Below are 12,186 nucleotides of genomic sequence, written 5' to 3'. Positions count from 1 at the left end.
AGGGAGCGGTCGTCTTTTGGACAACCGCTTTTTTTATAGCCATTGACTTAGGTCATAATCCATGACTGTCATGTTCTTCATTAAAAAAGGTTACTTTCCCGCTGGCTATTTCGTGCATCCCTCCTACAATACCTAGTGCACCAGATTGAATCATCTCCTTCAGGATAGGGCTACGATCCATAATGGCCTCTACGGTTTGCTTCACATTGATCGTCGACACTTTTTCTACAAATTCTGAGTTTTTGGAGTTACGTTCGGTCTGTTCACTCACTTCAGACTCTACTGCTGGCTTTATCTTAGACAGCAGGCCTGTAAGATTACCCAATTCGACATCGTCACAGGCACCCTTAATAGCTCCACAGTTGGTATGGCCAAGCACCACGATAATCTTGGCACCTGCTAGTTTACAGCCAAATTCTAAGCTGCCCAAAATATCGTCATTGACAATATTGCCAGCAATCCGAACACTAAAAATATCCCCAAGCCCTTGGTCAAAGATGAGCTCAGCGGAGGTTCTACTATCGATACAGCTCAATATCACGGCAAAGGGATGCTGCCCATCCGACGTTTCATTGGCTTGTTGAAGCAAGTTGCGATTAATCTTAAGATTATCCACAAAGCGTTTATTTCCCGCCACAAGGAGGTCGAGGGCGGTACTCGGGGTCAAGGCTTCTTGGGCTTCTTTGGTCAATGTTTTCATAGTATTAACAGATCAGTAAGTCCTTTTTTTGAAACGAAGATAAGAATAGACGATTCAAAATCACATTTTCAGGTACCTAAGTATACCTTCTTAATTAGATTTCTTTCAAAAAGTAGAAATGACTGGTACAGTTTTAAAAATGATATAGCTTTGCATTTAAGTAGAGAAGTAACTCCAAGTTCCGGAGCTAAATCCCTATGTGTTAATATAAATCCTCCGATGGCACCGTTCCCAAGCGGTCCATCATCTATTAAAATTCAAAATACCATGAACATCGTCGTACTTGATGGATACCCCCTTAACCCAGGAGATTTGGACTGGGCACCCATTGAGAGCCTAGGCTCTTTAACAGTTTATGACAGGAGTACCAAATTCCAGATTATCGAAAGATCTAGGAGTGCTAAAGCTATCCTAGTCAATAAAATCGTGATCAACAAGGAAATCATTGATCAGCTTCCTTTGCTGGAATATATAGGGGTTATGGCCACAGGGTATAACAATATCGACTTAGAAGCGGCCAAAGAAAGAGGGATCACCGTGACCAACGTAAAGGCTTACGGGCCTGCCTCTGTGGCCCAACACACCATCGGACTACTATTGGCCATTGCCAATCATGTAGAGCTCCATAGCCAAAGCGTAAAAAGGGGCGATTGGGAGTCTTGCGAAGATTTTTGCTACACCAAAACACCCCTCTCAGAACTGGATGGCAAAACCATGGGACTAATTGGCCTAGGCGATATTGGTACACGAGTGGCCGACTTGGCCCATGCACTGGGCATGAAGGTAGTAGCCTACCGAAAAAACCCAAAAAAGACCGATAAAAAGTTTATCGAAATGGTAACTTTGGAAAGGCTTTTCGAGACCAGCGACGTCATTAGCCTTCACTGCCCACTTACCGAAGAAACACACGAGATTATTAACGAGCAACGACTGGCCTCGATGAAGTCCAACGCCATCCTACTCAATACGGGACGAGGCCCCTTGATTCATGAAAAAGCCCTGGCCGATGCACTCCGGGAAGGGGTGATTGCGGCGGCAGGCCTGGACGTCCTTTCTGAAGAGCCCCCAAAATCGGATAACCCATTATTGACTGCACCCAACTGTATCATTACCCCGCACAACGCCTGGGCCTCCTTCGAAGCCCGCCAACGGCTGCTATCCATGGTGGCTGGCAACCTGAAGGCCTATAGCGAAGGAGCCCCGACCAATAAGCTGTAATACTAATCGCTTAATTAAAGTAGTTTTCGAAATTTTTTGATGCGGTGAAAGGTCATAAAATTGGCATCATGGTTGTTATGCGCGCCACCTAAGCCATCGTCGAAGGCCGTCCTCGATAAAAAGAGGATGTCCTTCCCATCAAAAAGCCAATCGACATACTGAAACCCATGATGCTTAATTTCGGGATGTTGAAGCAAGGTCTTCTTATGAGTCCAGGTGGCTAGGTCTTTGGAAAAATAAAGGGAAAGGGTATTGCGAATAGACGCCGGATTACGGCTGGGCTCTGCGGCACGAGACTCCTCCGTTATATTGTTGGTGATCATCCAATACCCTTTCGATTTTTCATCGTAACGAATCATAAATTTCTTACTCCCCCCTGGCAAAGGCCTGAACCCCGTGGCGGCATCGAAACTGGCTACTTTCCCGTCGGAGCTAATGCGTACAAAAGCGGCTTTTTCATCCTGCGTAGAGCGATCGTCCACCCTCAAAATATCCCAAATGGTCCCATTTGGCTCTACTACGGCATTGCCTTCTAGCATACCACCAAAGTTCCCGTTGAGGTAAGTAGAGTCGAAGCGGATAAAACTTGAAGAACTCCAGTTGGAAGCGATCATGGGATCCTTGTCCAATGGTATCGACATCATAAAGGGGCTGTAGCGCTTCCCCCAGTTACGAGGAGGCCCGGCGGCATCCTCCATAGCCCTCCACAACTTACCGTCATGGACGATCAGCTGCATGGGAGCACAGTGGTACTCGCCCTCTTTCAACAATCCATGCTGGGCATCTGTGGGGCTAGTCCAGCTACTACCTTGGTCGGTAGACTTCCGGATGATGGTATTGCCATGGTGGCGGTTAGTACCCATTAGAAAAAGAGCCCCTTGATGCACAAATAACTTAGACCAAAACTGCCCGTCAATTTCGGCTACCTGTTGCCAGGTCTTACCCTTATTCGACGAACGGAAGATACAGGAAACAGCACTTACATGCTCGGTAGATTTGGGCCCAAAGAAATCGTGAGAAGCCACATAATCCCCATTGGGTAAGATGGCCAAGCTCGGCGAACCAATATATTTTCCCGAAGAAGCTGGACTATGGGTGATCACCACCCCAGGAACCCTAGAAAAATCGGCCACTTGCCCCCTAGAAGGAGCAAATCCCAGGCTTAACAGTAAAAATAAAGCACCTCTAAAAATTCTTGTCAACATCATTAAAAGTAGGTTAAGGTAATAGCCATACAGCCCCCCAGACACCCCGGATGCCACTGTATTATCAGCTAGGTTTTATCTACAGTACGTACCATAGTAAAGACAGGGCTAATAATAGACAATCTTTTTGTTTTAGACTCATAAAAGGCTTTAGGCAGTAGGCGGTAGGCCTTAGGCGGTAGGCGAGCGCTGGACCTGGTCTTACTAGCACACCTTTGACCTTTAACCGCGCGGCGGCCGCCTTTAACCGCGCAGCGGAACGTATTTAGGCAGTAGGCGGTAGGCCTTAGGCAGTAAGCCTTAGGCGGTAGGCGAGCGCTGGATCTGGTCTTGCTAGCGCACCTTTGACCGGACGGCGGCCAATTTTAGGCGATAGGCAGTAGGCCTTAGGCGTTAGGCGAGCGCTGGACCTGGTCTTACTAGCACACCTTTGACCTTTAACCCTTAACCTTTAACCCTTAACCGGGCGGCGGAACGTATTTAGGCAGTAGGCGGTAGGCCTTAGGCAGTAGGCCTTAGGCGGTAGGCAAACGCTGGACCTGGTCTTACTAGCACACCTTTGACCTTTAACCTTTAACCCTTAACCCTTAACCCTTAACCGCGCGGCGGAACGCCTTTAACACCTAATCCCTAACCCCTAAAACCCTTTCTTCCGAATAAGGTAGTATACTGGAATACCCAACAGCACGATAATTAGTCCGGGCCAGGTGTATTCGGGCTTATAAATAATAAGCAGGGTGCAAAAAGTCGTTCCCATCAGCATATAGATCAACGGCAAGAAAGGATAGCCAAAGGCCTTGTAGGGGCGTGGTGCGTCGGGTTTTTGCTTTCTCAGAATAAAAATCCCTGCAATGGTAAGCATATAAAAGAATACGACGACGAAAGAAATCATGTCTAGCAAATCACCATATTTTCCACTCAGGCACCATGCACAGGCAATAAGACATTGAATCCACAGGCCAAAGCCTGGAACGGCGTTGCGGTTGAGATCCCCCACCTTTTTAAAAAACAATCCATCTTTGGCCATGGAATAATACACCCGCGCTCCCGACATGATGAGGCCATTATTACAACCAAAGGTAGAAACCATGATCATGAGAGCGATAACGACGGTTCCGGCGGTACCAAAAATCTCATGGGCCGCCGATATGGCCACCCGATCTTTGCTGGCAGAGGCGATTTCGGTCATGCTCAACAGACCCGTGTAAGTAATATTAGTTAAGACATAAATCACCGTGACGATGAGCGTGCCCAATCCCAAGGCCAGCCCTATATTTCTTTGTGGATTTTTGATCTCTCCAGCTATAAATGTGACATTATTCCAGGCATCGCTACTAAAGATGGAGCCTACCATGGCAGCAGCAATGGCACCAAGAGCGGCTATAAGCGTATAAGACGTAATGGTACCATCCCGACTGAGGCCCTGCAAGTCCCAGCTCGCCTGGCTATGCCAGTTGGCATCCCATATTTCTGGTTTCATATACAGTAATCCAAACAGAATAAGCCCCAGCAGACTTAGGATTTTGGTAAGGGTAAAGGTCGTCTGGATGACCTTGCCACCCTGCACACCACGGGTATTGATATAAGTCAGCAGGGCGATCACCACGATAGAAAGCAGCTGGGCAGCGGATATCTGCAGCAATCCGAGATCCAGGGCGATGAGATCTTCGCTAAAAATAGGGAAGATATAGGCCGTAAACTTGGCAAAGGCCACCCCTACGGCCGCAATAGTGGCCGTTTGAATAACCGTAAAAAAGCTCCAGCCATACAGAAAACTAACCAAGGGATTATAGGCCTCCTTAAGATATACATATTGCCCCCCCGCCTTGGGGTACATGGCACTAAGTTCACCATAACTTAAGGCGGCGGTGAGGGTCATAAATCCGGTAATGACCCATACCAGAATAAGCCAGCCAGCGCTACCTGAGTTTCGGGCAATGTCGGCACTGACAATAAAAATACCGGAGCCAATCATACTGCCCGCTACGAGCATGGTGGCATCGAATAGTCCTAAAGAGGGTTTGAAGGAACGGCCAGTTTCTTGCATAAATAGTTCTAGTAGGGATTATAAATCAGGAGTTTCGAAAACTACTGAATTTATTTGTAAAACCAGTAAATAGCCTCCTAAAGAACGCAATATACCCTAGAAAAACCTACTGAAAGCGATCTGGAGCATATAAGGACAAATCGACCGAGGGACGTTGGCCCATCGCCAATTGGGCGACCAACTGGCCAGTGCCGAGGCCCAAGCTAACGCCCATCATACCATGCCCCCCAGCCACGATCAGATTTTTCAATCCTCGGGCATATCCCAGATACGGCAGCCCATCGGGCGAACAGGGGCGATACCCAAACCATATTTTTTCTAATGGAGGTATTACCGGACGGAAATCTGGATAATAGTTTGGTACTGCTCCCAGGATGCCTTCCACACGCTTCATGTTGATACGTCGATCCATAGCGCCGAGCTCCATGGTACCACCGAATCGGACGAAGCCTGCGAATGGGGTCACCGCTACTTTGGCCTCCACCAAAAGCGAGGGATGAAGCATCGGCTTGCTACCAAGGGGTTCGAGAATGGAGTACCCCTTCCCTGGCATCACCGGGATTTTCAATCCTGCTTTTCGCGCCAAGTCTGGCAGCCATGCACCGGCAGTCATCACCACCAGATCGGCCTGGTATGTATTGGTATTGGTCGCCACCTCTCTTACGACACCCTCTGTAATGCTAAAGCCCGTCACTGCAGACTGGCTCCTCAGTTCGACGCCTTTATGACGGAGGTGTTGCAGCAGCTGGCTACAGAGCAGGGAGGGATCTAGATGGGCATCGCAACGGTAATGTGCCGCCCCCAACACCTCTAGCCGGGCATGAGGTTCTAATGCCTGCACCTCCTTTCCATTTAAAAGGGCGACGTCGAGCCCAAGCTCCGAGGCTTTTTGTGCTACCTGCCACTCTTCTTCTCCGGCCTTTACCGATTTAAAAAGCATCAAAATCCCTTTATGCTGGAGTTTGAAGTCGAATTCGGGGTCGTTCTGAAGGTCATTATATAGCTGTTGACTAAAAAGATGGTAGTCGCGCAGGGGAACTGATGCCCTTTGCACCTGGGCTTCGGTGGCACTGCGCATAAATTGCAGCCCCCAGCTGGCCAGTGACCAACTCAGGGCCGGTTTCACATAAAAAGGACTCTTGCTGTCGAACATCCACCTTATCCCCTTGGAGACCATCCCGGGTGCGGCCATCGGAACAAAATGGCTCGGCACGAGCATGCCTGCATTGCCTTGAGAGGCATTATCTGTAAAGTCTCCCTTGTCCAAAACCGTAACCTGCCAACCATCTTTTAATAGATAATAAGCCGAACTAAGACCCATAATCCCACCGCCGATCACCAGAACAGTACCTTTTTTACCCATATTGATTATTATCTAATAACGTTAAGCGATCTATAGCTCCCTAAAGCACTTGAAAACCATAAGCATATGGATCGACTTCATCATCTATAAAAATAGTATTATAGCCTGTTACCACTGCCCAGCCCTCTATGCCGGGAACGATAGCGCCCTTATCACCCACTGCCGTTTCGGCCTCAATGGTACCTATAAACTGAGAACCTATGATGCTCTCGTGAATAAACCGGTCGCCGACTTTTAGCTTACCTTTGGCATGCCATTGGGCCATCCGAGCGGAGGTGCCGGTACCACAGGGCGAACGATCCAGGGCTTTGTCTCCATAGAATACCGCATTGCGGGCGGTAGAAGAAGGATCCAAAACCGCTCCAGCCCACAGAAAGTGACTCAATCCGTTAATATGACTATTCTCAGGGTGCACGAAACTATACTTTTCATTCATCTGGGTCCGACACGCCCTGCTCCAGCTAATGAGCTTGTCGGCGGGATAATCTTGAATTCCAGTAAAATTTTTTTGAGGGTCGACAATGGCATAAAAATTACCGCCATAGGCCACGTCAACGGTGAGGATACCTAGCTCTGGACAGTCGACCAACAGATTTTCGGCGGCCAGATAGGATTTTACGTTGACCAATTTCACCGACTTTACCTTCGTGCCCTCCTGCTGATACTCCACCATTACCAGCCCAGCGGGGGTTTCTAGCCGTAGCTTTCCTGGCACCTTAGGGGTCACCAGCCCTTCTTCTATGGCAATGGTAACCGTGCCAATGGTACCATGGCCACACATGGGCAGGCAGCCGCTGGTTTCTATAAACAAAACGCCAATATCGTTGGCCTCATCGGCTGGGGGAAGCAGGATGCTTCCACTCATCATATCGTGCCCTCGGGGCTCAAACATCAGCCCCTTGCGGATCCAGTCGAAGTCTTTTAAAAAATGGAGCCGACGTTCCATCATGTCCTTGCCTTGAAGCATGGGTCCGCCACCAGCTACTACCCTAACGGGGTTGCCACAGGTATGGGCATCGATACAAAAAAAAGTTTTACGCATCTGTCTATTTTAAGAATGGCCCCCGATTGCTTACAACCGGGGGCTTATAAAGGTATAGGCAGGCACTTTCAGGTGGCATTCAGGGTTCTGGAGACCATGGGAATGATCGCCAACAATCCGTCAGCACCACCAGACGACCCAGGCCTTAGGCTATTGGGGCCGTGCTACGCACGTTATCGACCATGCGATAAATCCCCAAAGGATTGGCATTTTTCAATTCATCGGGCAACAGGGCATCGGGCCAATTTTGATAACTAAAGGGCCTGGTGAATCGCTTGATGGCATCGGCACCAACAGAAGTAAAGCGGCCGTCGCTGGCTGCCGGAAAGGGACCTCCGTGGTGCATGGACTTAACAACTTCGACCCCTGTCGGGAAATTATTGAATAGTATACGTCCACATTTTATCTGCACTTGAGCGATAAGCCGTGCATATTGGGTAAGGTCGGCTTCGGTACCTAGCAAGGTACAGGTAAGCTGGCCTTTAAGGCGTGCTGCCACCTGCTCCATCTCTTGGGCGTCCTTACATTTTACCACCAATGCAAATGGCCCGAAGACCTCTTCCTGCAGATGCTCGTTATGTAAGAATTCCGTACCCATCACCGACGCTACCGTGGGAGAACCTTGCCCTTCCGACGCTTCTCTAGCGGCCCTCGCTAGTATTTCTACCCCTTCTTGGCTCGTTACCAGTTCTTTGTTATGAAGGTAGTTTTTGGCAATGCCCTCATGGAGCATCATGGCGGGAGCCGCCCCTTCAATGGCCGTTGTCAACGACTCGATAAAGGCATCGAGCTCGGGACCATCCACGGCTACTAACAAGCCAGGATTGGTACAAAACTGTCCCACACCCAGGGTGAGAGACCCCACATATGCAGTAGCTAATTCAGCTCCTGAAAGTTTTAATTTTTCCTCCAGCAGAAATACCGGATTGATACTCCCCATTTCGGCAAATACTGGAATAGGATCTGGACGATTATTGCCCAACTCTACCAGCGCCATGCCTCCTTGATAGGAGCCTGTAAAGCCCACCGCTTTAATAACGGGGTGAGTTACTAACCATTGGCCCGCCTCATAGGAGTTGCTCAAAACATGTGAAAACATTCCTTTTGGAAAACCACTCTTGGCTACACCTCGGGCAATGGCCTGGGCCATCATCGTGGAAGTTTTGGGATGGCCCGGATGCCCTTTCACTACCACCGGGCAGCCAGCGGCGAAGGCACTGGCAGTATCTCCACCAGCCGTAGAGAAAGCAAAGGGGAAGTTACTCGCCCCAAAAACGGCTACTGGCCCCAAAGGAATATTGGTCTTACGCAAATCGGGCTTAGGAGGTGTACGCTCTGCATTGGCCGTATCGATGCTAGCATCGAGAGAATCCCCTCTTTTAAGGGCCTCCGCATAGCTTCTCCATTGAAACACCGTCCGCGCTTTTTCCCCCACCAATCTGCCTTCGGGGAGGTTCGACTCCTCACCGGCCACCGCGATAAGCTCCGGCCCTAGAGCCTCTATCTCGTCAGCCACGGCATGCATCAATGTCAACCGCTCATCGATAGCCTTAGCTTTGGTCTCTACAAAAGCCAACTGGGCCTTATCGAGGATCGCTTCTATTTCTTGTTTACTAGGATTCATCATCATGTCATTTTAGGTATTAATTATCGAGCTTTTGAACAAAAGGAATAAATGGCTTCATCTTACCTTCTATCCCCTGTCCATTCTTATAGTACCATCAATTAACGTTTCGGGCTACCGCTTCGTTCTGTAGATCGCTATAGATGGACAGGCTCTCAACAAATCGCCCTGCTACAGATGTAGGTAGTCGGGTAGCTGTGGCTGGGTATCCATTGCCCTTTCAATGACCTGTAGCACGGCCTCCCTTTCGGCCCCTGCCAGCGGTTGTCGTGGAGCCCGCACGGCTTCATTGCCTATGCCCGTCGCTTGGGCTGCCAGCTTTATGTTTTGTACTAGTTTGGGGTGTATATCTAGCTCGAGCAAGGGCAGATACCAACGGTAAATCGCCAAGGCCTCCTGATACCTACCCGCCTTGACAAGCTTATAGATCGCCACCGTTTCCTTGGGGAAAGCATCTACAAGCCCCCCTACTACTCCATCGGCTCCTAGCATCAGCTCTTCCATAATGAGGGTATCCACCCCGCAAAAGATCTGGAATCGATCGCCAAATTCATTGGCTAGCCGGGTTACATTGCTTACATCGCGGGTCGACTCTTTGATGGCGATGATATTATCCTCCTCCGCCAACTGCCGGAACATCTCCAAAGTAACCTCTATCTTATAATCGATCGGATTATTGTAAACCATGATCGGCAAGGAGCTGGCCCTTGCAATGGTTTTGAAATAGAGTACCGTCTCGTCGTCATCGGCCTTGTAGCGCATGGGAGGGAGTACCATTAGGCCATCGGCCCCTACACGCTCTGCTTCTTGGGCTAGCGCCACCGCCTGGGCTGTAGACTGCTCCGCAATACATAATACCACGGGTAGTTCGGCCAGGGAATCCTTGGCGCAACGCACCAATTCGAATTTCTCCTCATTGGTGAGTGTACTGGCTTCTCCTAACGACCCTGCCACGATGACCCCCGATATGCCCGCCTCGACTTGCGCCAATAGGTTTTTCTTAAACATGGGTAAGTCGAGTCCATCGGCATCGTCAAAAGGGGTTAGTAGAGCGGGAAATATTCCTTGCCAGTCACTTTTTTGCATGATTCCTTGGTCTTAAAATGAATAAAATGTTTCAGCACAAAAGTATCGCTATCTCCATCATCAGGCCAACCTGTAATTAATCAATTCTTTACCGATTTTAACCTAAGCCACTCGAAGACCCAAAACAGGGTCATGAGTCCAAAATCATAATTAATCCTTATTTTTGTGCTCAATGGTTCTTGAAGACCTGGTACTATTCCTAATTTTAAATAATAAGTTATGTCAACTCAGCAACTTACGAGCCCAGTACGCGTGCTCGTAGTAGGAGCCGGAAACATGGGCGCTTCGCATGCCGCGGCTTATCATAGCCAGTCGGGCTTTGAGATATGTGGTATCGTTACCCCCGGAAAAAGCAAAGAAGTTCTAAACGAAAAATTGGGCGGAGGATATGCCCTTTTCAATAATTACGAGCAGGCGTTGGCGGAGACCCTCCCCGATGCGGTCTGCATCTCCACCTATCCCGACACCCACGAAGCTTATGCCATTAAGGCCTTAGAGAGTGGCGCTCATGTGTTTATAGAGAAACCACTAGCCGCCACCGTCGAAGGTGCCAAACGGGTGGTAGAGGCCGCCAATAAAGCCGGCAAAAAATTGGTAGTGGGCTATATCCTCAGGCATCATCCTTCATGGGAACGATTCGTAGAAGAAGCCCAGCTGCTGGGCAAGCCGTTGGTGATGCGTATGAACCTCAACCAACAAAGCCACGGATATATGTGGGGGGTGCATAAAAACCTAATGAATAGCCTTAGCCCTATTGTAGACTGTGGCGTTCATTATATAGACGTCATGTGCCAGATGACCCGCTCGAAACCCCTACGGGTGAATGCCATTGGTGCCCGGCTTACCGAGGAGATCCCCACCGGGAACTATAATTACGGTCAATTGCAGATCTGGTTTGAAGACGGCTCCGTGGGTTGGTATGAGGCCGGATGGGGACCGATGATCAGCGAGACTGCCTTTTTTATAAAAGACGTCATAGGCCCCAAAGGCTCCGTATCCATCGTAGCAAAAGACGCCGGAGGGACCGGAAAGTCATCGTCTGTTGAGGCGCATACCAAAACGGAGTCGATCCGGGTACACCATGCCAAGCTCAACCAGGCCGATGAGTTTATGCAGGAAGATAGCTGGATCAACTTAAATGATGAGCCCGATCACCAAGAGCTCTGCAACCGGGAACAGAACTACTTCTTAAAAGCGATACAAGAAGACCTAGACCTTACCGACCATATGCAAGACGCCGTTACGAGCCTACAAATCGCCTTCGCCTGCGACGAGTCGGTGCGCACCGGCCGCACGGTAGACCTCGTCTAAACCTTCCTTTCTCTAAAGCCAATTCTTACCCGCTCCTCAGGCTACGAGCGTAGGTAAGGATTGGCTTTTTTATTTTCATTTTTTTGGAACCATCCATATCCTTATTCCCTCTTTTCATATAACCTACTAATGAAAAGATTCGCCCTTCCGGACTTTTTCTAAAATCGGAATAGCTTTAACAGGGGAATAAATGTTTACCTTAAAGGTTTCAAGATCATTTCACATCAGCCCATACGCTAATTCCCTTAGCCCACTCCTAGATGATTTAACAATTTAATCATCTATCCCTTAAAGACTTACACCTCCCTCAAAACCACCTCATAATCAATTGATTAGTACGTTAAATTGACAATCAACCGCCGACTGCTTTACAAGTCACCACTTATAGCCATTAAGTAAAGTTAATATTTTTGAAAATATTTTAGTTTATTTGGCACTATTCTCTAATTTTACTTAAAATACTGCCATTAAAACTCCCTATTATGCAGTATAGATAGCACAACGGTATATTCTCCCAAAAGGTCAAATTAGGCTTAATAGCCTATAAATTCATTCCAAAAAGAATTCTAGTAAACCAATATATACATCCA

The 12,186-nt window shown here is 48.6% G+C and carries 9 protein-coding genes; 2 read left to right on the top strand and 7 right to left on the bottom strand.

Going from position 1 to position 12,186, the window contains the following annotated elements:
• Positions 1-52: 52 nt before the first annotated feature.
• Positions 53-700: a carbonic anhydrase family protein gene (locus tag CLV98_RS01965; protein ID WP_109672327.1), complete on the bottom strand. Its 648-nt coding sequence runs from the start codon at positions 698-700 to the stop codon at positions 53-55.
• Between the two features lie 267 nt (positions 701-967).
• Here CLV98_RS01965 and CLV98_RS01960 point away from each other — a divergent pair, with 267 nt between their 5' ends.
• The gene (locus tag CLV98_RS01960; RefSeq protein WP_109672326.1) at positions 968-1,918 is read left to right on the top strand and encodes a D-2-hydroxyacid dehydrogenase; all 951 of its coding nucleotides are present in this window, start codon (positions 968-970) and stop codon (positions 1,916-1,918) included.
• Between the two features lie 14 nt (positions 1,919-1,932).
• On the opposite strand, the gene CLV98_RS01955 is transcribed toward CLV98_RS01960, so the two are convergent.
• The 6 genes from CLV98_RS01955 to CLV98_RS01930 form a co-directional block, all read right to left on the bottom strand.
• Positions 1,933-3,126 carry a sialidase family protein gene (locus CLV98_RS01955; protein ID WP_229203162.1) on the bottom strand — a complete coding sequence of 398 codons (1,194 nt, stop codon included), beginning with the start codon at positions 3,124-3,126 and terminating at the stop codon, positions 1,933-1,935.
• A 634-nt stretch (positions 3,127-3,760) separates the two neighbouring features.
• Positions 3,761-5,170: an APC family permease gene (locus CLV98_RS01950; protein ID WP_109672324.1), complete on the bottom strand. Its 1,410-nt coding sequence runs from the start codon at positions 5,168-5,170 to the stop codon at positions 3,761-3,763.
• A 106-nt stretch (positions 5,171-5,276) separates the two neighbouring features.
• Positions 5,277-6,533: an NAD(P)/FAD-dependent oxidoreductase gene (locus CLV98_RS01945; protein ID WP_109672322.1), complete on the bottom strand. Its 1,257-nt coding sequence runs from the start codon at positions 6,531-6,533 to the stop codon at positions 5,277-5,279.
• 40 nt (positions 6,534-6,573) lie between these two features.
• Positions 6,574-7,575, bottom strand: a complete 1,002-nt coding sequence (locus CLV98_RS01940) for a 4-hydroxyproline epimerase (protein ID WP_109672320.1) — start codon at positions 7,573-7,575, stop codon at positions 6,574-6,576.
• Positions 7,576-7,720: 145 nt separating this feature from the next.
• A complete protein-coding gene (locus CLV98_RS01935) occupies positions 7,721-9,205 on the bottom strand; it encodes an aldehyde dehydrogenase (NADP(+)) (RefSeq protein ID WP_170120659.1) in 1,485 nt (494 codons plus the stop codon).
• Positions 9,206-9,370: 165 nt separating this feature from the next.
• Positions 9,371-10,285, bottom strand: coding sequence for a dihydrodipicolinate synthase family protein (locus tag CLV98_RS01930; protein WP_109672318.1), 915 nt, complete (start codon positions 10,283-10,285; stop codon positions 9,371-9,373).
• 219 nt (positions 10,286-10,504) lie between these two features.
• Here CLV98_RS01930 and CLV98_RS01925 point away from each other — a divergent pair, with 219 nt between their 5' ends.
• Positions 10,505-11,596, top strand: a complete 1,092-nt coding sequence (locus CLV98_RS01925) for a Gfo/Idh/MocA family protein (RefSeq protein ID WP_109672317.1) — start codon at positions 10,505-10,507, stop codon at positions 11,594-11,596.
• Positions 11,597-12,186: the final 590 nt, after the last annotated feature.

The organism is Dyadobacter jejuensis, from assembly GCF_003149085.1.
GTDB lineage: Bacteria > Bacteroidota > Bacteroidia > Cytophagales > Spirosomataceae > Dyadobacter > Dyadobacter jejuensis.
The sequence above is the reverse complement of the archived record's forward strand: the minus strand, read 5'-3'. Positions and strand labels throughout refer to the sequence as shown.

What these genes read in the sequence shown, in the direction of transcription:
- CLV98_RS01965 (WP_109672327.1), bottom strand. Translation starts at nt 700, where the DNA reads ATGAAAACATTGACCAAAGAAGCCCAAGAAGCCTTGACCCCGAGTACC.
- CLV98_RS01960 (WP_109672326.1), top strand. Translation starts at nt 968, where the DNA reads ATGAACATCGTCGTACTTGATGGATACCCCCTTAACCCAGGAGATTTG.
- CLV98_RS01955 (WP_229203162.1), bottom strand. Translation starts at nt 3,126, where the DNA reads ATGATGTTGACAAGAATTTTTAGAGGTGCTTTATTTTTACTGTTAAGC.
- CLV98_RS01950 (WP_109672324.1), bottom strand. Translation starts at nt 5,170, where the DNA reads ATGCAAGAAACTGGCCGTTCCTTCAAACCCTCTTTAGGACTATTCGAT.
- CLV98_RS01945 (WP_109672322.1), bottom strand. Translation starts at nt 6,533, where the DNA reads ATGGGTAAAAAAGGTACTGTTCTGGTGATCGGCGGTGGGATTATGGGT.
- CLV98_RS01940 (WP_109672320.1), bottom strand. Translation starts at nt 7,575, where the DNA reads ATGCGTAAAACTTTTTTTTGTATCGATGCCCATACCTGTGGCAACCCC.
- CLV98_RS01935 (WP_170120659.1), bottom strand. Translation starts at nt 9,205, where the DNA reads ATGATGATGAATCCTAGTAAACAAGAAATAGAAGCGATCCTCGATAAG.
- CLV98_RS01930 (WP_109672318.1), bottom strand. Translation starts at nt 10,285, where the DNA reads ATGCAAAAAAGTGACTGGCAAGGAATATTTCCCGCTCTACTAACCCCT.
- CLV98_RS01925 (WP_109672317.1), top strand. Translation starts at nt 10,505, where the DNA reads ATGTCAACTCAGCAACTTACGAGCCCAGTACGCGTGCTCGTAGTAGGA.